A 23003-nucleotide genomic window follows, 5' to 3' on the forward strand; every position below is an offset into this window, starting at 1 on the left:
CGAATTCTCGCGTGCGCGCCGAGACCGGCGACAGGCGTCGACACCACCATAGTGGGCGCCCTCCCGGGTGGCCGGATACCCGGATCCCGCCGCCCGCGCAGACGCAGTGGGTGCATTGCCCCGGGCACTACCTATGCTGGACGGGTGACATTCGATTCCGTCAGGGGGCGGGCCAGCGAAGGTTGGGTGACCCGCACTCCGTCCATCGTCGACCGGATCCGGTCGTCCAGCGACGGACGGGTCCCCTTTTCCGTCGAGTTCTCGCCGCCGCGTGACGAGGCCGCCGAGGCTCGCCTGTGGCGTGCCGTCCGGGAGTTCGAGCGGATGGGTCCGGCCTTCGTGTCCATGACCTACGGTGCGGGCGGGTCGACGCGGGACCGCACGGTCCGCGTCACCGGGCAGCTCGCCGAGGAGACCACACTCCTGCCGGTCGCGCACCTCACGGCCGTGTCGCACAGTGTCGACGAACTGCGGTCGATGGTCGGCGCCTACGCCGACCGCGGAATCAGCAACGTCCTCGTCTTGCGCGGCGACCCGCCCGGTGACCCGCTGGGCGAGTGGGAGAAGCATCCGGACGGAGTCGAGTACGCCGAGGACCTCGTGCGGCTCGTTCGCGACCTCGGCGACTTCCATGTGGGCGTCGCGTCGTTCCCGGAAGGCCACTACCGGGCGCCCGATCTCGCGCACGACACCCGGTACCTGGTGTCGAAGCTGCGGGCAGGCGCCGAGTACTCGATCACCCAGATGTTCTTCGACGTGGACGACTACCTGCGGCTGCGCGACCGGGTGTCGGCGTACGACCCCGAACAGGGCGCCAAGCCGATCATCCCCGAGATCATGCCGATCACGTCGCTGCGGTCGGTCCGCCGCGTGCTCGAACTGTCGGGGTCGCGTCTCCCGGCGCACCTCGAGAACCGTCTCGCCGCGGCTGCCGGGGACGGTCCGGAGGAGAACCGCGCCGCCGTGCGCGAGATCGGCATCGACGTCGCAACCGAGATGAGCGAACGCCTCATCGCGGAGGGCGCACCCGGCCTGCACTTCATCACCCTCAACTTCGCGCGCGCCACGAGCGAGGTGCTGGCCCGGCTCGGCGACAAGGTCGGGTCGGGTGTGGCGGATCCCGCCGCGGTCACCCCGGCGCGGGTCAGCTGAGGCTCCGCCCCTTCCACCGGGTGCGCCCGCGGCGGTGATTGCGGTGTGACGACACCGTCAGTGCCGTCACCGCGGCGACGGACAGCGGGTGCGCGACCGCCCCGGCCACGTCGGCGGCGGTGAGGCGGCCACCGCGTTCGAGTGCCCGGGCGCACAGCCGCGACGTCGTGGCCGCGAGATATCCCACCGCACCCCACCGGCGCACGCGTCCCCGTCCGGCCGCGAACGCGACCGGCGGCGCGAGGTACGCCACACTCGCCGCACCGAGGACCGCCGCGGCGCCGAGGCGGGAGCCGAATGCCGTCCACAGCCAGCGGTCGTAACCGCGGCGCAGCGCGCCGGCGTCCTCGTACATCCGGCACGACGCCGACCGGCCGGCCACGACCAGTGCGGTCGCGTGACCCCGAGTGCGGAGCAGTCGCGCGATGTCGAGGTCCTCGGTCACGCTGCCCACGACGGCCCGGTGACCCCCGACTCTGCGGTACGCGGCGGAATCGAACACCATGAACTGCCCGCAGGCCACCGCCGTCGACGGGCGCCGAGACCGGTCTGCCACGCGCATCGGCAGCGTCGCCGCCCACGACCACGCGAGCAGCGGCTGCACCAGCGCCTCGGTCACCGACCCCGCCTGCTGGAACGGCCACGGGCAGACCAGCGCGGCCTCGGACTCGCGCAGTGCGGCGCAGGCGGCCTTCAGGGCACCCGGACGCAACCGCACATCGGCGTCGAGGAACACGAGTATCCCGCCGTCGCCGCGGCCCCGGGCGAAGGCGTGCTCACTCACCCGATGGCAGGCCGCGGGTTTGCCCACCCAGCCCGGCGGCGGTTCCGCGGTCCCCCGCACCACGGAGAAGCGGGGGTCCGCGCCGCTCGCAGCGTCCGCGACGTCGGCGGTCCCGTCCGTGGAGGCGTCGTCGTAGACGAACACCCGCAGATCGTCGACGCCTCGCTGTTCTCGCAGGTCACCGATCAGGTCCGGCAGCCGGTCACGTTCGTCCCGGGCCGGGATGCAGACGGTGACGGGTTCGGTGACCGGGCGGGCCGCCGTGGGGAGGCGCGGGGCGCGGCACAGGTTGACGACGGTGGTGGCGAGTCCGAGAACCGAGATCAGGGAGCCGATCCGGACGACCCGCTCGATCGGGCGAGAGGTCACACCTCCGAGTGGTCCCGTGCGCGACCGCTGCCGATCACCGGATCCTTGTTGCGGGCCATCCAGGCCAGCGCACCGACGATCACGGCGACGCCCAGCGTCACGCCGGCCATGATGCCCGCCCAGCCCGCGAAGCTGCGGGTGCTCGGGTCCGAGTAGCGCACCTCGGCGCGGATCGTCGAGGTGTCGCCGGCGGGAAGTTTCCACGACACGATCGAGTCGCCCTCGCGGGTGCCGTTGGTGGTGGCGACGCGCGCCGGGAAGGCGATCGTGAACTGCACGTCCGTGCCCTGCGCGGGGACCGAACTGAGATCGGCCTTCCCGTCGAGGGTCACGAGGTCGCCGGTCCGCTGGAGCGAGATCTGGAAACTCCCGTTGGCCTGCTCCGACATGGTGCCGAGCTGCTGCACGTCGCCGAACGTGAGGTCGCTGAAGAACGCCTGGCTGCCGACGTACCCGTCCTTCTTGTACTCCTGGACGCGCACCTTGTCCGACAGCGAGTCGGGCGGAGTGAGTTGCGGGCCCTTGTCCTGATCGTTCGCCGGCACGGCGGCGGCCACGATCTGGCCGGAGACCCGGTCGTCGGCGGACACCCCCATCGACACCTGAACCCGCAGGCATCCCGCGAGGAGGGGCACGAGGAGGAGCCCGAGGGCCGCGAGGGACAAAGCCCTCCGCGAGCGGGTCGAGGTCGGAACTGAGGGCGGCTGCACAGTCGTATCGTGCCAGGGGAGTGGATCGGTGTCAGGCGTGAGGGTGCGTGTCGTGGGTCCCGGGTCGCCGGGCGCGCGGCCGAAGCAGCGACACGAGCAGCGGAACTCCCAGGATTCCCATCGCCAACCACCCGTAGATCGCCGAATACCGCAACTCGGGAGCGCCCAGGAACACCGAGTGGGCCAGCGCCGAACCGAGCCACGTCCACAGGAACAACCCGATCGGGACACCGTCACGGTGCCGGGTCCCGGCGTCCAGTCGACGGTCGATGCGGTCCACGGCGACGGCCATCACGGCCGCGACGACGAACCACCCGGCGTAGTTGGTCAGCGGAATGTGCTCGATACCGGGCAGGCCGGCGTCGGTGACGCACCAGCACCACTGCCCGTCCGCGACCATCTGCGGGTCGAGGTACAGGTCCCAGCCGACCACCCCGATCGTCGTCAGCGCGATGCGCGTCAGCCGTCGACGCGGACCGCGCGCGAGTACGGACGCCACACACCACACCGGATAGAACCCGGCCGTCCACGCGAACGGCACCACCAGAGGCACCCCCGCGAGTGCCGGCCCGAGCCGGTCGACGCTGTAGTCGTAGCAGCCGTAGGGGAAGCCGGTGGCCGTGCCGACGACCTCGGAGCACAGACCGAGCCCTGCGGTGACGAGCACCAGACCCACCGTCCAGCGGGCACCCCGGGTCACGGCCGCGTGGGTGACGGACGCCGCGGCCAGCAGCGCGACGACGAGCACGGTGACCACGTCGCGGGTACCGCCGTGCACCAGCGGGTAGACGATCTGCGCCGCGACCGCCGCGCCCGCGAGGATCAGGGGCAGGCGGGAGGTCATCGCCGGCGTCGCAGGCGTCCCAGGCCCCGCCGGTCGTCGTGGAGCGCGATGCGTGCGGCGCTGCGACCGCTCGCGCCGGACACCCCGCCGCCCGGGTGGGTGGAGGCGCCGGTGAGGTACAGGCGGTCGGCGCCCGGCACCCGGTGCCCGGACAGTTCGGGGAGGGGACGCCACATCATCATCTGGTCCAGCGACATCTCCACGTGCATGACGTTGCCGCCGAGCAACCCCATCTCGTCTTCGAGGTCCTGCGGCGACTGCACGTGCCGGTCGAGGACGGACTGACCGAAACCGGGTGCCAGCGCGTCGATCTCGGCGACGATCCGATCGGCCTCCGGTCCGGCGAGGTCGCTCCAGCGCCTGCCGCCGCTCAGCCGGTACGGCTGCCACTGCGACCACAGGGTCACCTGGTGCCTGCCCTCGGGTGCGATGGTGGGGTCGAGGCCACTGAAGCTCATTCCCAGCACCGCGGGCCGCGGCGGGAGTTCCCCGGCGAGCGCCGCGCCGTGCGCGAGCCGCAGGTGCGCGCGATCCGAGACCAGTAACTGGAGCCCGTGGGTGACCGAGGCGTCGGGCGCACTCGGATAGGCGGGGAGGGCGTCGGTGGCCAACCGCACCACCATCCCGATCCCCGGGCCGACGCGGATCCGGCGACGCCACCGGTGGAGGGTCTGCGCGTCGTACCCGCCGCGCTCGAGCAGGCCGAGTGTGGTCAGCACGTGACAGCCCGCGATCACGGCCCGTGAGCGGATCTCCCGCCCGGACGCCGTCCGCGTCGTCCAGGAGTCGCCGTCGCGGCTCAACGAGACCACCGAGTCGCCGAGCGAGACGGTCCCGGAGTCGGCCCGCAGCCTCGCGGCGAGAGCCGCGGTCAGGGCTCCGCTGCCGCCGACGGCACGGCCGGGCGGAATGGTGTGCATCAGCGCCGCGAATCCGACCATCGGCGCCGTCCCCGGCTCCGACATCGGCGGACCGGACTGGGCGCCGAACCATGCGAGGGCGGCCTTGAGACGCTCGTCGTCGAAGTACTCGTCGAGCAGCGCGTCGCCGGAACCGAGGAACTGCCGGGACAGGTCGCTGCCGCCGCCGCCCGTGTCGAGCCCCCAGAACGACGAGAGCAGCGCAGGCCCGGTCGGCGGGTTCGAGAACGCGCGCATGACGCGTGCGCTGCGCGGACCCCACACCGCCACGAACCGGCGGTACGCGTCGGCATCCGCGGCGCCGCAGGATTCCTCGATGGACCGGCACGTCGCATCCAGGCTGCGGCGGAACACGATGCCCGGCCGATCCGTACCCGCCGGGGCGGGGGCGAACGCCCACGGATCGCAGTCGAGGTACCGCAGTCCGTGCGAACCGAGATCGAGTTCCTCGACGATCCCCGTGTGACGGACCATGATGTGCGCGGACGACCCGCGGTCGACCTTGTACCCGGGGAAGCGTTCCACCGTGGACACCGCGCCGCCGAGCACGGTGTCGCGTTCGATCACCTTGACCGACCAGCCGGATCGCGCGAGGTAACACGCCGACACGAGGGCGTTGTGTCCCGACCCCACCACCACCGCGTCGATCACAGGGGAAGCCCGCGTCCCAGCACCGCGAACGGCCGGTTGTCCCCGGCGAATCGGAAGTGGCGCAGGACGTCTCTGAAGCCGAGGCGGCGATACAGCCGCCAGGCGCGGTTGTCCTCGTCCGCCACTTCGGGGGTGGAGAGCAGCACCCCGCGTTCGGGCCTGCGTTCGAGGAGGCGGAGGAGCAGGGTCTCGCCGAGCCGGTGTCCCTGGGCGTCCGGGTGGACGTGGAGTTCGGTGAGTTCGAAGTAGTTGCCGAGGATCACGTCGATCTGGTCCCGGGTCCACCCCGTGTGGCGCAGACCCGAACGGACCTGCTGGTGCCACCACTGTTCGGGCGCCCCGCGGTAGCCGTAGGCGACGGCGACGAGCCGGGCGGCCCCGTTGTCGGTGGATCCGTCACCGGCCGGGACGAGCGCGCCGACGCCCCGCCACCCCGAACGCTGCAGGTGCTCGTTCCACATCGGCGCCCGGTGGTATTCGGTGCCGTGGGGATAGCCCATGGCGGCGACGTAGATCGACAGCGCCTCGTGCAGGCGGTCGCGGAACTCGGTGGCCGAGAGTTCGACCACGAGCGGAGTCTGGTCAGCGTTCGTGTCGACCGGTCTCACCTTTCTCTTGACGACGTGTCGGTGGGTCCAGCTATATTGAATAGGTCGAACAGATGTTCGATAGCGGGGATCCGGCGATGCTCGAGGGAAGCGAGCATCGCCGGCCCCCGAACTCACGACCTGACTACGCCCGGCGGGGTGGTTGCACCGGGGTTTTGGAGGTGTTCGAAGTGATGACGAACCCGGTCACGGGACCGACCTCTGGGAACTCACGCCGACCGGGTGACGTACGCAACCCGGGCTCCAGGCGGGGTTCGGTGCTGCTCGATCGCGCCGACGCGCTCCTCGCTCAATCGGTGGGGGCCGGTGGGCCGGCGGATCGATTCCACAGCGCGTATCTGGCCGCGCTCCGCGGGGCGGGCGCAGTGCTGGCCGCCGTCGAGGGGCCCGCAGCGGGGCGCAGACGGACACGAACGCGTAACGCCTGGGTTCTCATGGCCGACGCGACGCCCGAATTCGTGAACTGGGCCGACTACTTCGCCGGGCACTCCGCCACCCGCGCCGCGATCGAGGCGGGAATGTCGCGAACCCTCACCGATCTCGAGGCCGACGAGTTCTTCGTCGAGGTCGGACGCTTTCTCCAGGCCGTCGAAGATCACATCGGACGTGGCGCGGGTCTCGATCTGCGGGCGTCCTAGTCGGCGGCGGGCCCGGAAACGGCGGGAAAACGGTGGGACGTCCGCGACATTGCGGTGCCCCGAACGGGGTTCGGTGCGGGAGTCCGTAAGGTTGGTCGGGAACTCGTACGTGGAGTAGGTGGTACGGGGATCGAACTGCTCGTATTATTAAATCTAGGTAGCCGCCAAAGTCGGTTACCCACCGTCTCGCACCGTGAGGCGGTGGCCAACACTCCAGTGCCGGGGGAGGTACCGTGCCACTCTCCGAGCACGAGCAGCGCATGCTCGACCAGATCGAGAGCGCTCTCTACGCCGAGGATCCCAAGTTCGCCTCCACTGTGCGAGGCGGTCGCATGCGTGCGGCATCGAGTCGTCGTCGATTGCAGGCGGTGGCCCTGTTCGTTCTGGGGCTGGTCCTGCTCATCGCCGGCGTCGCCCTTCCGATCAAGCCGGGCGGTTTTCCCGTCATCAGCCTGATCGGCTTCATCGTCATGTTCGGTGCCGGAGTCCTCCTCCTGTGGGGTGGAGGAAAGAGCAAGTCCGGACAGTCCTCACGTGGTGGCTCGACCACGCAAGGTGAGACCGGCCGTGCCGATCGCGGTAAGCCCCGAAGCGGGCGCAAGAGTGGCGGATTCTCGTCGCGAATGGAAGACCGCTTCAAGAAGAGATTCGAGCAGGAGTAGTACTACCCGCTCAGCAGCCCAGTGGCGGCGTGGCATGTGATGCCGCGCCGCCACTGCTGTGTCGGGGCCCGGTCCCGGGTCGCCCGGGTGCGGAGGCGGGTCGATCCGGTGGGGCCAGTGAACCGTCCCGCCCACGAATCCCCACCCTCACCCACCCCGTTTCCCCACTTTCCCCCCTTTGCTCCGCGACGAACCGCGAGACGGGGGCGCCGCCCCCTCGCGTTGGGCTTTCACCTGGGCTTTTGCGCCATCCTGCCCCGTTGTGGGGACGAGCCCGATCGGCTCCGCTCGTGGCGGTGATCACGCCGGGAATTTTCCCCCACCATCTGCAATGAGCGTTGACCAGCAAGTATTGGGCAAATTGGGGAACAACACGCCGTTATCCACCTTGTGGGTGGGGGAAAGTGGGGTACTGTGGTGCGCAGCGGGGAGCGAAGGTGAACCGCCCGGGCATACGGCGTTCGATATGAACGCGGTGGGAGGTGTCGAGTGTTTCTCGGTACCTACACGCCGAAGCTCGACGACAAGGGGCGGCTCACGTTGCCCGCAAAGTTCCGGGATGCGCTGGCGGGAGGGTTGATGGTCACCAAGGGTCAGGATCACAGCCTCGCGGTGTATCCCCGGGAAGAGTTCACCGCTCTCGCACGCAAGGCCGCGGCCGCGTCGAGAAGCGATCCGGAGGCGCGAGCCTTCGTTCGCGGACTGGCGGCAGGTACCGACGAGCAGCACGCAGATGCCCAGGGGCGCATCACCCTCTCGGCAGATCACCGTCGTTACGCGGGTCTCTCCAAGGACTGCGTAGTGATCGGTTCGGTCGATTTCCTCGAAATCTGGGATGCGCAAGCCTGGCAGACCTACGTCGAGGCGAACGAGGAGAACTACTCGCAGGCAACAGGAGTCGCGCTCGGCGAGATCGTCTGAGCGTGACCGCGTCCCCGCGAATGCCGCGAGGCCTCTGTCCGACGGAACCCTGACGCACTTCCCCAGCGCCAGGTTTTCATTTCGGGCAGGGACCTCGAAGCATTCGCCACGGCAACTGGCCGACAAGAGAAGGTCGAGCAGTGAACCCCGGCATCGGGCACTTCACCCGCACCACAGAGCAGGAGCCGGAGGGATCATGGTGGATCACGAGGGGGAAGATTCCTCGCCCGCCGATGGTTTCGGTCACATTCCGGTTCTGCTTCACCGCGCCGACGAACTGCTGGGCCCCGCCCTCACCGTGAACGACCCGCAGGGCGGGGGAGCCGTCATGATCGACGCGACCCTCGGTCTCGGCGGACACTCCGAGCACTTCCTGCGGACCTACCCTCAGCTGAGGCTCATCGCCCTCGACCGTGATCCGCACGCGCTCGAGATCGCCGGCGGACGGCTCGCACCGTTCGCCGATCGCATCACGTTCGTGCACACCCGCTACGACGGCATCGAGGACGCGCTCGACCAGGCGGGCCTGCCCGCGCAGGAGTCGGTGCACGGGATCCTCTTCGACCTCGGCGTTTCCTCGATGCAGCTCGACGAATCGGATCGGGGGTTCGCGTATTCGATCGACGCGCCCCTCGACATGCGGATGGACCCGACCACCGGCATCACCGCGGCCGAGGTCCTCAACACGTACAGCCACGGAGATCTCGCTCGTATCCTCAGCACGTACGGCGAGGAGCGCTTCGCGGGCAAGATCGCGTCGGAGATCGTCCGGCAGCGCGCGAAGGAGCCGTTCACCACCAGCGCAGCGCTGGTCGAACTGCTGTACCGCTCCATTCCTGCGGCGACCCGCCGTACCGGGGGACATCCCGCCAAGCGGACGTTCCAGGCCCTTCGAGTGGAGGTCAACGGCGAGCTCGATTCACTGCGCGCCGCGGTCCCGGCTGCACTCGACGCGTTGACCGTCGGGGGACGCGTCGTGTTCATGTCGTACCAATCTCTGGAAGACCGGGTCGTCAAGCAGGAAATCACTCCCAGGTCGAAGTCGAAGAGCCCCGAGGGGCTTCCTGTCGAACTACCGGGGATGGGACCGGAGTTCCGGATCCTCACACGAGGGGCGGAGCGGGCGTCCGAACAGGAAGTCGAAGAGAACCCACGATCAGCCCCGGTGCGTTTGCGCGCTGCAGAAAGAATTGCCAGGAGGTCGGCGGCATGACGGTTCAGGTGAGTTCCACCGAGATGCGGCCCGCGCGGGCGGCCAACCGGACGGGCGCGGCTGAGCGGGCGTACAAGAAGCGCACCCAGCGTGCGGCCGTGCACAGTGGGTCCGCGATCGCCGTCTCCGGCAAGAACCGCACCGGTACGCTCACCGCCCGCATCCCGTTCGTGGCGACGATCCTCGTTCTGCTCGCCATGGGTCTGGCCATGACACTGCTGCTGACCACCCGCTCCGCCGAGGACTCGTACCAGCTGAGCGCCGCCCGCGCTCACAACCAGTCACTCGCGGAGGAGAAGGCCGCGCTGCAGCGTGACGTCGAGACCGCCAACTCCGCCCCGAAACTGGCAGAGGAAGCGGCCAAGCTCGGCATGGTGCCCGCCAACGATCCCGCTCGCCTCGTCGTCCATCCCGACGGCAGCGTCGAGGTCGTCGGAAAGCCGGCCCCGGCGTCCGGTGCACCCGTGCCGCCGCTGGATGTCGCCGTCCCGCCCACCCAGCGCGGCAACGCCGTCGCGACCGCCCCCAACCGCGGGACGACGACGCAGTCGCCGCGCGCCACGCCGCAGCCCGGCAATGGCACGGAGATCCAAGCTCAGGGTGAACAATTGGTTCCCGTGATCCCCTCGACCACCGCTCCGACGACTGCTCCACCGTCCGGCGGTCGCCGGTGAATCGAAGCGCACCGAGAAGTCGTCCCCGGCGCCCCAAGGGCGCCGGTTCGGCGTCCTTTCCGTTCAGGCAACGGTACGGACGCCTGGTGATGTTCTTGGCGCTCGGCCTCGCCGCAGTGCAGCTTCTGTGGATCCAGGTCATCGACGCACCACAACTGTCCGCGGAGGCGGCGAACCAGCGCACCACCACCGAGGTGGATCCGGCGCTGCGCGGGTCGATCACCGACCGCAACTCCAACCCCATTGCGTTCACGATGGAAGCGAAGGCCCTGACGTTCCAGCCCGCACGGGTGCGGAAGGAACTCGAGGAGGCGAAGGCCAAGAGCGACACCGCCCCCGACGTCGACTCCCGTCTCGACGCGATCGCGAAGGAGATCCACGACCGGCTCGGCGACGCCGCACCCGAGAAGGATCTGAAGGAGAAACTGCACGGCGACGACACGTTCGTCTATCTCGCGCGCAGCGTCGACCCCAACATCGCGGCGCAGATCAGCGACAAGTTCCCGGAGGTCGGACTCGAACGCCAGGACATCCGCGAGTATCCGGGCGGATCCCTTGCCGCCAACCTCGTCGGCGCCACCGGCTGGGACGGCCACGGACTGCTCGGCCTCGAGGACTCGCTCGACTCCACCCTGGCAGGCACCGACGGCTCCCAGACCTACGACCGGGGCTCCGACGGCGCGGTGATTCCCGGCAGCTGGCGTGACAAGCAACCGGCGGTGGACGGGTCGAGCGTCGAGCTCACCATCGACTCCGACCTGCAGTACTACGTTCAGCAGCAGGTGCAGATGGCCAAGGACAAGTCCGGTGCGAAGGACGCCTCGGCGGTCGTGCTCGACTCCCACACCGGTGAGGTGCTCGCGATGTCGAACGACAGCACGTTCAACCCGGCGATCGGGGTGGGCAACAATCCGCGGACCGCGGAGATGGGCAACCTGTCGGTGAGCACGCCGTTCGAACCGGGCTCTGTCAACAAGATCGTCACCGCGGCCGCCGCGATCGAGTACGGGCTGACCACACCGGACGAAGTTCTCGAAGTTCCCGGCAACATTCAGATGTCGGGTGTGTCGGTGAAGGACGCGTGGGACCACGGGGTCGCCCCGTACACGGCCACGGGTGTGTTCGGGAAGTCCTCGAACGTGGGCACCCTGATGCTCGCCCAGCGGGTGGGGGAGGACCGCTACGCGGACATGCTGTCCAGGTTCGGGCTCGGCCAGCGCACCGACGTCGGACTACCCGGCGAGAGCGCGGGCAGCGTCCCCAGCCGCGACCAGTGGTCGGGGGGCACGTTCGCGAACCTGCCGATCGGTCAGGGCCTGTCGATGACGCTGCTGCAGATGACCGGCATGTACCAGGCGATCGCCAACGACGGCGTTCGCATCCCGCCGCGCATCGTCAAGGCGACCGTCGACGCGTCGGGGAACCGGACGGAGACCGAGGCGCCCGAGGAGGTGACGGTCGTCAGCCCCCAGACCGCGTCCACCGTCCGTGACATGTTCCGCTCCGTCACCCAGAACGACACGGGCAACCAGCGCGGTACCGGGGTGCAGGCAGCCGTCGACGGGTACCAGATCAGCGGCAAGACGGGCACCGCCCAGCAGGTCGACCCCGCCTGCAAGTGCTACTCGAACTCGAACTACTGGATCACGTTCGCCGGGATCGCCCCCGCCGACAACCCGCGGTACGTCGTCGGAATCATGCTGAACGCGCCGACACGCAGCGCGGACGGTTCCGGCGGCCAATCCGCGGCGCCGCTGTTCCACAACATCGCGTCCTGGATGCTGCAGCGCGACAGCGTGCCGATGTCCCCGGACCCCGGACGCAGGCTGGTGCTGCAGGCCGATTGAGCGAAGGTCGGCCGAATCGGGTTCCGAGAGCGCTCGCGGTAATCTGACACGTCGGCCGTTCAGTGGACACGGACTTTCCCGTGGACGCAGGGAACTGCCGAGGTAGCACGCTGTATCGATCCGTGCACTATGCCGTTGTCAGTGAGAGTCGACATCCGAGAGGAGCCCGGTGCCTGTTCCGTCCCGCCCGCAGTCGGCGTCAGTGGAGGTGAAGGTCACAGACAGCCTTCGCCCCGCCCAGCCGGTCCGTACCACGGTGAGCGCTCTGGCAGCGCTCGCCGGAGCGAGGGTCGAGGCACCCACCGGAACCGCCGAGCACGTCATCGTCACCGGGGTGGATCTCCGCGCCCAGGGGATCGTCGAGGGCGATCTGTTCGCGGCCCTTCCCGGGGCCCGCGCGCACGGCGCGGAATTCGCCGCCGACGCTCTCGCACGCGGCGCGACCGCGATCCTCACCGACGAGGCCGGATTCGCGCTGGTGTCCGCGCTGGGCTCGGACATGCCGGTGCTCGTCCACGACGACCCACGCGGCGTCCTCGGTGAGCTGTCGGCAACCATCTACGGCCGGCCCTCGGAGAAGATGCAGGTCATCGGCATCACCGGGACGTCGGGGAAGACCACGACCTCGTATCTCGTCGAAGCCGCGCTCACCGTCGCGGGGCGGACGACCGGTCTCGTGGGCACCATCGAGACCCGGATGAGTGGCCGCCGGGTGCCGAGCGCACTGACGACCCCTGAGGCGCCGCAGCTCCACGCCCTGTTCGCCGTGATGCTCGAGCAGGGGATCGACACCGTCGTGATGGAGGTGTCCAGCCACGCGCTGTCGCTCGGCCGCGTCGACGGAGTCCGCTTCGATGTGGGCGCCTTCACGAACCTCTCCCAGGACCACCTGGACTTCCACCGCGACTTCGAGGACTACTTCGCCGCGAAGGCGCGGCTCTTCGCGGCCGATTCGTCCGTGCACGCCCAGCACGCCGTCATCTGCATCGACGACGTGTGGGGACAGCGGATGGCCGACGTCGCCCGCGGTGCGCACTCGATCGTGACGACGGTCGCGACCACGCCGGACAGCGAGGGCGCGGTGTGGACGGCGGGCCCGGCGACGGTGTCGCTCTCGGGCTCGCAGACCTTCGCGCTCACCACGGCCGAGGGCACGACACTCGACGTGGAGCTCCGTCTGCCGGGGCAGTACAACGTCGCCAACGCTTCCCTCGCCGTCGCGCTGTGCGCGGCGCTGGGTGTCGATCCGCGCGACGCCGCCCGGGGCATCGCCGGGGTCGACGTGCCGGGCCGGGTGCAGCGGATCGACCGGGGACAGGACTTCCTCGCCGTCGTCGACTACGCGCACAAGCCCGCAGCGGTCGAGGCCGTGATCGCGACGCTGCGCGAGCAGGTGCGCGGTCGCGTCGCTGTCGTCGTGGGTGCGGGCGGCGATCGCGACGCAGGCAAGCGGCCGCTGATGGGCGCCGCGGCCGCGCGCGGTGCCGACCTGCTGATCATCACGGACGACAACCCCCGCACCGAGGACCCGGCGAAGATCAGGGCCGCGGTCCGCGAGGGCGCTCTCGGAGTGCCCGAATCCGAGCGGGGACAGGTGTGGGAAGTAGCGGACCGAGCGAAGGCGATCGCCGACGCCGTCGGCTGGGCGCAGGCAGGCGACGTGGTTCTGGTCGCAGGCAAGGGACACGAGATCGGTCAGGAGATACACGGGGTGAAGTACCCATTTGACGACCGCGACGTACTGGGCGACGCGATCGAGCGACAGGTCGGAGGAGCGCGATGATCCCGATGACACTCGCTCGCATCGCCGAGATCGTGGGCGGCGAACTGCACGGCGTCGCCGATCCGTCGGCCGAGGTGACGGGAACGGTGGAGTTCGACTCGCGCAAGGTCACCGCCGGGGGGCTGTTCCTCGCCCTGCCCGGCGCCCACGTGGACGGCCACGATCACGCGGCGTCGGCGGTCGAGGCCGGTGCGGTCGCGGTCCTGGCCGCGCGCCCGGTCGGCGTCCCCGCGATCGTCGTCACCCCGACGCCCAGCGACATCCCGAGCAAGGCGATGGCTCTCGAACACGACACCGACGGATCGGGCGCCGCCGTGCTCGCGGCCCTCGCGAAGCTCGCGCGCGCCTCCGTCGACGGCCTCACCGCGAAGGGGCTGACCGTCGTCGGCGTCACCGGATCGGCGGGAAAGACGTCGACCAAGGATCTGCTCGCCGCCGTCCTGCGCCCCCTCGGCCCCGTCGTCGCGCCGCCCGGATCGTTCAACAACGAACTCGGCCACCCGTGGACCGCGCTGCGCGCGGACGCGGACACGGGATTTCTGGTTCTGGAGATGTCGGCCCGCGGCCGCGGCCACATCGCCTCCCTCGCGAACATCGCACCCCCGAAGATCGGGGTCGTCCTCAACGTGGGTACGGCGCACCTCGGCGAATTCGGTTCGCGTGACGCGATCGCCGCCGCCAAGGGCGAACTCGCGGAGTCGCTGCCCTCGGCGGACGAGGGTGGTGTCGCGATCCTCAACGCCGACGATCCGCTGGTGGCAGCCATGGCCCCGCGCACGTCGGCCCGTGTGGTCCTCGTCGGCCGGTCGGAGTCCGCGCACGTGCGGGCCACCGACATCGTGCTCGACGAGAAGGCAAGGGCGCGTTTCACTCTCACGGCGCCGGTGGGTAGTGTCGCCGTCGAGCTCGCCGTGCACGGCGAACACCAGGTCGGCAACGCGCTCGCCGCAGCGGCGGTGGCGCTCGAATGCGGGGCGGACCTCGAGCAGATCGCGCAGGCCCTCTCCGGTGCCGCCGCCGTCTCGGCGCGCCGGATGGACGTCCGCGACCGGCCGGACGGTGTGACCGTCGTCAACGATTCGTACAACGCGAACCCCGACTCGATGCGGGCGGCCCTGAAGGCGCTGGTGTCGATGGCCAGGACGGGCCGGGGTGCGGCGCGCCGGAGTTGGGCGGTGCTCGGAGAAATGGCCGAGCTGGGTCCAGAATCAGTGGTCGAACACGACGCCATCGGCAGATTCGCCGTCCGACTGGACGTGAGCAGGCTGATCATCGTCGGAACCGGCAGGCCCGCCCGCGCCATGCATCAGGGTGCGGTCATGGAGGGTTCGTGGGGTGAGGAGTCGATCCTCGTCCCCGACATCGCCGGTGCGGTCGCCTTGCTCGAAGCGGAACTGGCGCCGGGTGATCTGGTGCTGGTCAAGGCGTCGCAGTCCATCGGATTGTGGGAGGTCGCGGACACGGTGTTGGCGGGAAGCACGGGACAGAAGGGTTCGGAGGCTACGCGGTGAGACAGATCCTCTTCGCGGCGGGCATCGCGCTCGCCGTCTCGATTCTGCTGACCCCCGTTCTCATCAAGGCCTTCTCCCGTCAGGGATTCGGCCAGGAGATCCGTGTCGAAGGTCCGGCGAGCCACCAGTCGAAGCGCGGCACCCCGACGATGGGTGGCGTCGCCATCCTCGCCGGACTGTGGGCCGGCTACTGGGGTTCGCACCTGATCGGCATCGGCTACAACGCGGACGGGCCGTCGGCATCGGGACTGCTGGTTCTCGGTCTCACGACGGCGCTCGGCGGGGTCGGGTTCCTCGACGACTTCATCAAGATCCGCAAGCAGCGCAACCTCGGACTGAACAAGACGGCGAAGCTGGTCGGACAGCTCATCGCGGCAGTGGCGTTCGGCATTCTCGCGCTGCAGTTCCGGGGCGCGAACGACCTCACACCGGGCAGCGAGCACCTGTCGTACGTGCGTGACATCGCGACGGTCACGATGGGCTCCGTCGTGTTCGTCGCGTTCTGCTACCTCCTGGTGAGCGCCTGGTCGAACGCGGTCAATCTCACCGACGGCCTCGACGGTCTCGCTGCCGGGTCCATGAGCCTGGTCCTCGGCGCGTACGTGATCATCACGTTCTGGCAGTACCGCAACGCGTGCGAGACGAGCCCCGGCAAGGGCTGCTACGACGTCCGAGATCCGCTCGACCTGGCCCTGATCTGCGCGGCCGGTGCCGGTGCGTGCATCGGATTCCTGTGGTGGAACGCGGCGCCGGCGAAGATCTTCATGGGCGACACCGGTTCGCTGGCACTCGGCGGCATGCTCGCCGGACTGTCGATCACGACGCGCACCGAACTGCTGATGGTCGTGATCGGCGCGCTGTTCGTCGCCGAGGCGGCATCGGTCGTGATCCAGGTCGCGGTGTTCCGGTCGAGCCGAAGACGAGTGTTCCGGATGGCTCCGTTCCACCACCACTTCGAACTCGCAGGGTGGGCGGAAACCACGGTGATCATCCGGTTCTGGTTGTTGGCCGCCATCGCCTCCGCGATCGGGCTCGCGCTGTTCTACAGCGAGTACCTGGCAGCGATCGGGGGCTGACGACGTGGCAGAGGAACACGGCGGGCTCGACTGGTTGCGGGGTCGCAGCGTCCTCGTCGCCGGTGCGGGTGTCTCCGGCCGGGCCACCATCGAACCTCTTCGTGACCTCGGTGCGCTCGTCACCGTGACCGACGCGAACGTCGACGCCCTCGCCGAGTGCGCGCGGCTCGGCGCCGCGACCGTCCCGATCGACGATCTGCTCGCCGAGCGGGACCGGGTCGCCGAGTTCGCGCTGGTCGTGACGAGCCCGGGGTTCCGCCCGGACGCACCGCTGCTCTCGCTCGCCGCCGGGGACGGGGTACCGATCTGGGGCGACATCGAGTTCTCGTGGCACGTGGACCGGGCCGGGCTCTACGGCCCGCCGCGACGGTGGCTGGTGGTCACCGGCACCAACGGCAAGACCACGACGACCTCCATGCTGCAGTCCATCCTCGAGGCGGCCGAGCTGCCGAGTCTGGCCTGCGGCAACATCGGGCTTCCGGTGCTCGACGCCCTGCGGCACACCGAACCCCGGGCGGAGGCGCTGGCGGTCGAACTCTCGTCGTTCCAGCTGCACTGGGCGCCGTCGGTCCGGCCGGCCGCAGGCGCGATCCTCAATATCGCCGAAGATCATCTGGACTGGCACGGCGGGATGCAGCCGTACATCGATGCGAAGGCGCGCGCCCTGACCGGTGAGGTCGCGGTGCTGGGCCTCGACGACGAGGTCGCGTCCTCTCTCTTCTCATCGTCCCTCGCAGCCCGGACCCTGGGTTTCCGGCTGGGCGTGCCGGCGCCGGGCGAGCTGGGTGTCGAGGACGGGTACCTCGTCGACCGCGCGTTCGCGGACGGCGAGCGGCTGGCCCCGACCGAGGGGATCACTCCGCCCGGGCCTGCCGGACTGATGGATGCCCTGGCCGCGGCGGCTCTGGCACGGGCGATCGGAGTTCCGCCGGACGCCGTCGCCGCAGGTTTGGCCGCCCACGTCGTGGGCCCGCACCGCGCGGCACTCGTCGCCGAGGTCGGGGGCGTGACGTTCGTCGACGACTCCAAGGCCACCAACCCGCACGCCGCCCGCCCGTCGATACTCGCCCACGAGCGGGTGGTGTGGATCGCCGGGGGTCTGCTGAAGGGTGCGCGGGTCGACGACCTCGTCCGGGAGGTGGCCGGTCGCCTCGCCGGCGCCGTCCTGCTCGGCCGCGATGCGATGCAGATCGCAGAGTCCCTTGCGCGACACGCCCCCGAGGTTCCCGTGGTCACTGTGGAAACGGGAGACGATGCAGGTGTGAGTGCAGTCCCGCAGACCGCGACGCACCGGGTGGTGCTGCCGGCGGACACCGACAGCGACGCCGTGATGGGTGTCGTCGTGCGTGAGGCGGCTGCGCTGGCAACGGCAGGGGATTCCGTCGTCCTGGCGCCCGCGGCGGCCTCGCTCGACATGTTCGCCAGTTACGGCCACCGGGGGGACAGCTTCGCGGAAGCCGTCGGCAGGCTCGACGCGTCGGACATCTCCAGGACGCTGCGATGACCTCCGCCGGAGCCCGCACCCGACGCGTCCCTGAGGGACAGCGGTCCCCGGCTCGCACGGCGGCCGCCCCCGGTGTGGCGAAGCGTGCACCATCCGGTCCCCGCACCCGCACCGCACCTCCGCGCGGCCCGCGCACCCGGATCGGGGCCTGGCTGTCGCGACCTCTGGCGTCGTTCCACCTCGTGGTCACCATCGCGTTTCTGCTGACGGTCCTCGGCCTGGTGATGGTGCTGTCGTCGTCGAGCGTCGAGGCCTACGCCTCCGACGGTTCGGCGTACACCCTCTTCACCCGGCAGGCGTTGTTCGCGGCTCTCGGGCTCGGCCTGTTCTACGCGGCGCTGCAGATCCCGGTCCGGGTGATGCGCGCCCTGTCGTTCCCGGCCTTCGCGGTCACGATCATCCTGCTGGTTCTGGTCCTCATACCCGGCATCGGCACCGTGTCCCAGGGCACCCGCGGCTGGTTCGTCGTCGCGGGATTCTCGTTGCAGCCCGCCGAGCTCACCAAGATCGCGCTGGCCGTGTGGGGTGCGCACATCCTGGCGTCGCGGCGCAGCGACATCTCCAGTATCCGGGACATGCTCGTTCCGCTGGTGCCGGCCGCGCTCGTCGCGTTCGTCCTGATCATCCTGCAGCCCGACCTCGGCACGACGGTCTCGCTGGCCATCATCCTGATGGCGCTGCTGTGGTTCGCGGGCCTGCCGCTGAAACTGTTCGTCGCCATCCTCGGCACCGGTTTCGGCGGAATCGTGATCCTCGCGCTCACCGCCGGCTACCGCTCCGCTCGCGTGCGCGAGTTCCTCAATCCCGGTTCCGACCCGCAGGGCATCGGGTACCAGTCGCGGCAGGCGATGTATTCGCTCGCGGACGGCGGGATCCTCGGACGAGGGCTGGGGCAGAGCCGCGCGAAGTGGAGCTACCTGCCGAACGCCCACAACGACTTCATCTTCGCGATCATCGGCGAAGAGCTCGGATACCTCGGCGGCGCCGCCGTCCTCGGCTTGTTCGGACTGTTCGTGTACACGGGCCTGCGCATCGCGGCCCGGTCCGCCGACCCGTTCCTGCGCCTGCTCACCGGAACGGCGACGGTGTGGATCACCGGACAGGCGTTCATCAACGTGGGGTACGTGATCGGGCTGCTGCCCGTCACCGGCCTGCAGTTGCCGCTGGTGTCGGCCGGCGGAACGTCGACGGCCACCACACTGTTCATGTTCGGCCTCGTCGCCAACGCGGCGCGGCACGAACCGGAGGCGGTCGCGGCGCTGCACTCCGGGCAGGACGGCCCGTTCGGTCGTCTTCTGCGTCTCCGCAAGCCGGAGGCGTATTCGCCGGTGCGGGCCGACGCGGCACGCGCCGAGGCGGTGCGCCGCGCCGAAGCCCGGCGGAGGGCCGGTCGCGAGATGGCCCCGCGGACCCGCAGCGTCACATACGAGAAGGGCCGCCCCGAACGCGGCAAGGGCCGCACCCCCGAACGAGGTGCACGTCAACAGCGAAGCTCGGGTGGCCGAGCAGGAGAGCGAGGATTTCGTAGGTGAACGGCGACAAGTCCACCCTGTCGGTGATCGTGGCCGGTGGTGGTACCGCCGGGCACATCGAGCCGGCTCTGGCAGTGGCCGATGCGATCAAGGCGATCGACGACACCGCGGTGGTGACCGCTCTCGGCACGGCGCGCGGCCTCGAAACCACCCTGGTTCCCGAGCGAGGCTATCCGCTCGAGCTCATTCCGCCGGTGCCGCTGCCCCGTAAACCCACCCTCGACTTGCTGCGGCTTCCCGGCCGGGTACGCGCGTCGGTGCGCCGCACCCGCGAGGTGCTCGACGCGACCGGCGCCGACGTCGTCGTCGGTTTCGGCGGGTACGTCGCGCTGCCCGCATACCTGGCGGCCGGCCCCGGTCTGCTCCGCCGCAGGCGCCGCATTCCGATCGTGGTGCACGAGGCGAACGCCAGCGCCGGGATCGCGAACAAGATCGGTGCCCGCCGCGCCGCCCGGGTCCTGGCGGCGGTCGCCGGTTCCGGAGTGTCCGCTCGCGGCCGCTCGGAGGCGGAGATCCTCGGGATCCCGGTCCGGGCGTCGATCACCGGTCTCGACCGGGCGGCTCTGCGCGCGGAGGCGCGTGCACACTTCGGGCTCCCCGCCGAGGGTCCGGTGCTGCTCGTCTTCGGCGGCTCGCAGGGTGCGCGGTCGCTCAACGAGGCCGTGTCGGGCGCGGCGGAGTCGCTCGCCGCGGCCGGTGTGGCCGTTCTGCACGCGCACGGACCGAAGAACACCCTCGACGTTCCCGCGACCCCGGGCGGCCCGCCCTACGTGGCCGTTCCCTACCTGTCGCGGATGGACCTCGCGTATTCGGCCGCGGACGCGGTGATCTGCCGGTCGGGCGCGATGACGGTGGCGGAGGTGTCGGCGGTGGGACTTCCCGCGGTATACGTGCCGCTGCCCCACGGCAACGGGGAGCAGGAACTGAATGCGCGACCGGTGGTCGCCGCCGGAGGTGGAATGATTGTCGCCGACGGAGACCTGTCCGCCCGATTCGTCGCGGAGACCGTGATCCCTCTGCTGCGCGACCCCGCACAGCTCGAGGACATGGGGCGACGGGCGGCCGGCGCGGGTCACCGCAGCGCAGCCACCGAGGTTGCGCGGATCGTGCTCGACGTGGCCGCGCTGACAAGGGGAACCCGATGACCGATCTGCCCGCGGAGTTGGAACGAGTCCACATGGTCGGGATCGGCGGCGCCGGAATGTCCGGAATCGCGCGGATCCTGCTGGCCAGGGGAGGGCAGGTGTCCGGATCGGACGCCAAGGAGAGCCGCGGCGTCCTCGCCCTGCGTGCCCGCGGCGCGCAGGTCCGCATCGGCCACGACGCCGGCGCGCTCGACCTGCTGCCCGGCGGCCCGACCGTCGTGGTCACCACCCATGCCGCCATCCCCAAGGACAACCCGGAACTGGTGGAGGCGGCCAGGCGCGGGATTCCCGTGATCCTGCGGCCCGCGGTGCTGGCGTCGCTGATGCAGGGGCACCGCACCCTGCTGGTTTCCGGCACCCACGGCAAGACGTCGACCACGTCGATGCTGGTGGTGGCGCTGCAACACTGCGGTTTCGATCCGTCGTTCGCGGTCGGCGGCGAACTCAACGAGGCCGGAACCAACGCGCACCACGGCAGCGGCGACGTGTTCGTCGCGGAGGCCGACGAGAGCGACGGTTCGCTACTCCAGTACGACCCGGACGTCGTCGTCGTCACCAACGTCGAAGCCGACCACCTCGACTACTTCGGCAGCACCGAGGCGTACATCCAGGTGTTCGACGATTTCGCGGCCCGTCTGTCGCCCGGCGGTCTGCTCGTCGCCTGTCTCGACGATCCAGGGTCCGCGGCGCTCGCGCAGCGGGTGGCGGCGCGAGGGCTGCCCGGTGTGCGGGTGCTGGGATACGGCAGCGCCGAGAACGCGGACGGGGCCTTCGCGTCGGTCGACGGCGTCGAGGTCGGCGCGCGACTGCTCAGCTTCGAGGCGAGGGACGTCGGCGGAGTCCTGCAGTTCCAGCTGGCCGGCGAGCAGTCGCCGAGGACGGTCCGGATGGGTGTGCCCGGCAGGCACATGGCGCTCAACGCGCTGGCCGCTCTCCTCGCCGCCCGGGAGGCAGGCGCCGACGTGGACGAGATCCTCGAAGGCATCGCCGGATTCGGGGGAGTGCACCGCCGGTTCCAGTTCACCGGCCGCGAGCACGGGGTCCGCGTGTTCGACGACTACGCGCATCACCCGACGGAGGTGCGTGCCGTGCTCGGCGCCGCCGCCGATCTGGTGCGCCAGCCCCACGAGGCCGACCGCCGAGAATACGAGGACTCGGTGCGCAGCGGCAAGGTCATCGTGGTGTTCCAGCCCCACCTGTACTCCCGCACAGCAACATTCGCGGAAGAGTTCGGACACGCCCTGGATCTCGCCGACGAGGTCGTGGTCCTCGACGTGTACGGCGCGCGGGAAGAACCGCTCCCGGGTGTCAGCGGCGCCCTGGTCGCGCTGTCGGTGTCGAAGCCGGTGCACTACCAGCCCGACCTGTCGCAGGCACCGCGTCAGGTCGCGGCACTCGCGTCCCCCGGGGACGTGGTGATCACCATGGGTGCCGGTGACGTGACGATGCTCGGCAACCAGATCCTCGACGCTCTGCGTGCGGCTCCGCACCACCACCCGTCGCGATGACGCGGGAGCGTCGGGGCCGGTCCGAGCGGCCGGACCGCCCGGTTCGCCGCGACGTCCAGCGAAGTCCGCGGCCGGGGGCTGCGGCCGGTGCCCGCGCGACGGCGAGCGATCGGGCGTCCTCGCGTCGGCGCACCTCGACGGTCACCGAGCCCGGAACGCGGCGCACCCGCGAATCGGCCTCGGCGGCACGGAAGTCCGCGGCGGTGGAGACACCGCGGCGGCCGTGGTACCGGCGGCCGGCAGTGATGGGCGCCGTCGGTGTCGTCGTGGTCGTGGCGCTCGGTCTCGTCGCCTGGTTCACTCCGCTGCTGTCGGTGCGGAAGACGGATGTCGCGGGGGCGATGTCGATCTCCGAGGAGCAGATTCGCCAGGTGCTGGCGGTGCCGCAGGGGCAGCCGTTGCTGCGTGTCGACACGGAGGGCGCGGCTCAGCGGGTCGCCGCGATCCCGAAGGTGGCGTCCGCGCGCGTCCAGCGGGTGTACCCGTCCACCATCCGGGTCACGGTAACCGAGCGGGTGCCCGTCGTGTTCGTCGACAGCCCCGGCGGTACCCATCTGCTCGACGCGGAGGCCGTGGACTACGAGATCGCACCGCCGCCGCCCGGGGTGCCGCGTCTGGTGACGGAGTCGCCGGGGTGGGGCGACCCGTCGACGGCGGCGGCGATCGAGGTGCTGGAGTCGATGCCGCCTCAGCTGCGCGGTCAGGTGGGACAGGTTGCGGCGAAGTCGATTTCGGATATCTCGGTGACGCTGCTCGACGGCCGGATCGTGGTGTGGGGCGGTACGGAGAAGTCCGAGCGCAAGGCTGCGGTCACCCTGCCGCTGCTCACCCAGCCCGGGCAGACGTACGACGTGTCGAGTCCCGACCTGCCGACGGTGCGGTGAGGGGTCGTGACCCGGATGCGAAACAGTTGCGGGCGAGTTCGTCAAATAACTCGGCGCGTCTCGGCGC

Annotated in this window: 20 protein-coding genes; 15 read left to right on the forward strand and 5 right to left on the reverse strand. The window is 70.2% G+C overall.

Features of this window, described 5'->3' with window-relative positions; translation table 11 throughout:
• Positions 1–186 precede the first annotated feature (186 nt).
• Positions 187–1152, forward strand: coding sequence for a methylenetetrahydrofolate reductase [NAD(P)H] (metF, locus tag QM841_RS25570; protein ID WP_283334255.1), 966 nt, complete (start codon positions 187–189; stop codon positions 1150–1152).
• On the opposite strand, the gene QM841_RS25575 is transcribed toward metF, so the two are convergent.
• The 5 genes from QM841_RS25575 to QM841_RS25595 are packed head-to-tail and all read right to left on the reverse strand — an operon-like array spanning position 1145 to position 6038.
• Positions 1145–2305: a glycosyltransferase family 2 protein gene (locus QM841_RS25575; RefSeq protein WP_283334256.1), complete on the reverse strand. Its 1161-nt coding sequence runs from the start codon at positions 2303–2305 to the stop codon at positions 1145–1147. The two genes, metF and QM841_RS25575, sit on opposite strands and share 8 nt — an antisense overlap.
• Positions 2302–3015, reverse strand: a complete 714-nt coding sequence (locus QM841_RS25580) for an LppM family (lipo)protein (RefSeq protein ID WP_280782570.1) — start codon at positions 3013–3015, stop codon at positions 2302–2304. Before QM841_RS25580 ends, QM841_RS25575 begins: the two co-directional genes overlap by 4 nt.
• Before the next feature lie 31 nt (positions 3016–3046).
• Entirely contained in the window at positions 3047–3859 is an 813-nt protein-coding gene (locus QM841_RS25585; protein WP_283334257.1) for a carotenoid biosynthesis protein, read from the reverse strand.
• Positions 3856–5430, reverse strand: a complete 1575-nt coding sequence (locus tag QM841_RS25590; RefSeq protein ID WP_283334258.1) for a phytoene desaturase family protein — start codon at positions 5428–5430, stop codon at positions 3856–3858. Before QM841_RS25590 ends, QM841_RS25585 begins: the two co-directional genes overlap by 4 nt.
• Positions 5427–6038, reverse strand: a complete 612-nt coding sequence (locus QM841_RS25595) for a GNAT family N-acetyltransferase (protein ID WP_280782568.1) — start codon at positions 6036–6038, stop codon at positions 5427–5429. The genes QM841_RS25590 and QM841_RS25595 overlap by 4 nt, the downstream gene beginning before the upstream one ends.
• A gap of 257 nt (positions 6039–6295) precedes the next feature.
• Here QM841_RS25595 and QM841_RS25600 point away from each other — a divergent pair, with 257 nt between their 5' ends.
• The 14 genes from QM841_RS25600 (at position 6296) to QM841_RS25665 (ending at position 22936) form a co-directional block, all read left to right on the forward strand.
• Positions 6296–6676, forward strand: a complete 381-nt coding sequence (locus QM841_RS25600) for an SAV_6107 family HEPN domain-containing protein (RefSeq protein WP_283334259.1) — start codon at positions 6296–6298, stop codon at positions 6674–6676.
• A 233-nt stretch (positions 6677–6909) separates the two neighbouring features.
• Positions 6910–7338 (forward strand): SCO2097 family morphological protein, encoded by a 429-nt coding sequence (locus tag QM841_RS25605; protein ID WP_009473745.1) that lies wholly within the window; start codon positions 6910–6912, stop codon positions 7336–7338.
• Between the two features lie 489 nt (positions 7339–7827).
• A complete protein-coding gene (gene mraZ, locus QM841_RS25610) occupies positions 7828–8259 on the forward strand; it encodes a division/cell wall cluster transcriptional repressor MraZ (RefSeq protein WP_005247637.1) in 432 nt (143 codons plus the stop codon).
• Positions 8260–8455: 196 nt separating this feature from the next.
• Positions 8456–9472 carry a 16S rRNA (cytosine(1402)-N(4))-methyltransferase RsmH gene (rsmH, locus tag QM841_RS25615; RefSeq protein ID WP_105413639.1) on the forward strand — a complete coding sequence of 339 codons (1017 nt, stop codon included), beginning with the start codon at positions 8456–8458 and terminating at the stop codon, positions 9470–9472.
• Positions 9469–10146: a cell division protein FtsL gene (gene ftsL, locus QM841_RS25620; RefSeq protein ID WP_105413640.1), complete on the forward strand. Its 678-nt coding sequence runs from the start codon at positions 9469–9471 to the stop codon at positions 10144–10146. The genes rsmH and ftsL overlap by 4 nt, the downstream gene beginning before the upstream one ends.
• On the forward strand, positions 10143–11993 hold the full coding sequence (locus QM841_RS25625) for a peptidoglycan D,D-transpeptidase FtsI family protein (protein ID WP_280782566.1): 1851 nt from the start codon (positions 10143–10145) through the stop codon (positions 11991–11993). The genes ftsL and QM841_RS25625 overlap by 4 nt, the downstream gene beginning before the upstream one ends.
• Before the next feature lie 169 nt (positions 11994–12162).
• Entirely contained in the window at positions 12163–13776 is a 1614-nt protein-coding gene (locus QM841_RS25630; protein ID WP_283334260.1) for a UDP-N-acetylmuramoyl-L-alanyl-D-glutamate--2,6-diaminopimelate ligase, read from the forward strand.
• Positions 13773–15287: a UDP-N-acetylmuramoyl-tripeptide--D-alanyl-D-alanine ligase gene (locus QM841_RS25635; protein WP_283334261.1), complete on the forward strand. Its 1515-nt coding sequence runs from the start codon at positions 13773–13775 to the stop codon at positions 15285–15287. Before QM841_RS25630 ends, QM841_RS25635 begins: the two co-directional genes overlap by 4 nt.
• On the forward strand, positions 15284–16363 hold the full coding sequence (gene mraY / locus QM841_RS25640; protein WP_005247625.1) for a phospho-N-acetylmuramoyl-pentapeptide-transferase: 1080 nt from the start codon (positions 15284–15286) through the stop codon (positions 16361–16363). Before QM841_RS25635 ends, mraY begins: the two co-directional genes overlap by 4 nt.
• Positions 16364–16367: 4 nt before the next feature.
• Positions 16368–17867, forward strand: coding sequence for a UDP-N-acetylmuramoyl-L-alanine--D-glutamate ligase (gene murD, locus QM841_RS25645; RefSeq protein ID WP_283334262.1), 1500 nt, complete (start codon positions 16368–16370; stop codon positions 17865–17867).
• Positions 17864–19399 carry a putative lipid II flippase FtsW gene (gene ftsW / locus QM841_RS25650; protein WP_105413645.1) on the forward strand — a complete coding sequence of 512 codons (1536 nt, stop codon included), beginning with the start codon at positions 17864–17866 and terminating at the stop codon, positions 19397–19399. The genes murD and ftsW overlap by 4 nt, the downstream gene beginning before the upstream one ends.
• Entirely contained in the window at positions 19396–20544 is a 1149-nt protein-coding gene (murG, locus tag QM841_RS25655) for an undecaprenyldiphospho-muramoylpentapeptide beta-N-acetylglucosaminyltransferase (RefSeq protein ID WP_283334263.1), read from the forward strand. Before ftsW ends, murG begins: the two co-directional genes overlap by 4 nt.
• Positions 20541–22052 (forward strand): UDP-N-acetylmuramate--L-alanine ligase, encoded by a 1512-nt coding sequence (gene murC / locus QM841_RS25660; protein WP_283334264.1) that lies wholly within the window; start codon positions 20541–20543, stop codon positions 22050–22052. Before murG ends, murC begins: the two co-directional genes overlap by 4 nt.
• Positions 22049–22936, forward strand: coding sequence for a cell division protein FtsQ/DivIB (locus QM841_RS25665; protein WP_283334265.1), 888 nt, complete (start codon positions 22049–22051; stop codon positions 22934–22936). The genes murC and QM841_RS25665 overlap by 4 nt, the downstream gene beginning before the upstream one ends.
• Positions 22937–23003: the final 67 nt, after the last annotated feature.

The organism is Rhodococcus sp. IEGM 1307, from assembly GCF_030056915.1.
Classification (GTDB): Bacteria; Actinomycetota; Actinomycetes; order Mycobacteriales; family Mycobacteriaceae; genus Rhodococcus_F; species Rhodococcus_F opacus_D.

Excerpts from the sequence above, each read along its gene's own strand:
- murC (WP_283334264.1), top strand. The coding sequence starts at position 20,541 with ATGACCGATCTGCCCGCGGAGTTGGAACGAGTCCACATGGTCGGGATC.
- QM841_RS25585 (WP_283334257.1), bottom strand. The coding sequence starts at position 3,859 with ATGACCTCCCGCCTGCCCCTGATCCTCGCGGGCGCGGCGGTCGCGGCG.
- rsmH (WP_105413639.1), top strand. The coding sequence starts at position 8,456 with ATGGTGGATCACGAGGGGGAAGATTCCTCGCCCGCCGATGGTTTCGGT.
- ftsW (WP_105413645.1), top strand. The coding sequence starts at position 17,864 with ATGACCTCCGCCGGAGCCCGCACCCGACGCGTCCCTGAGGGACAGCGG.
- ftsL (WP_105413640.1), top strand. The coding sequence starts at position 9,469 with ATGACGGTTCAGGTGAGTTCCACCGAGATGCGGCCCGCGCGGGCGGCC.
- QM841_RS25665 (WP_283334265.1), top strand. The coding sequence starts at position 22,049 with ATGACGCGGGAGCGTCGGGGCCGGTCCGAGCGGCCGGACCGCCCGGTT.
- QM841_RS25635 (WP_283334261.1), top strand. The coding sequence starts at position 13,773 with ATGATCCCGATGACACTCGCTCGCATCGCCGAGATCGTGGGCGGCGAA.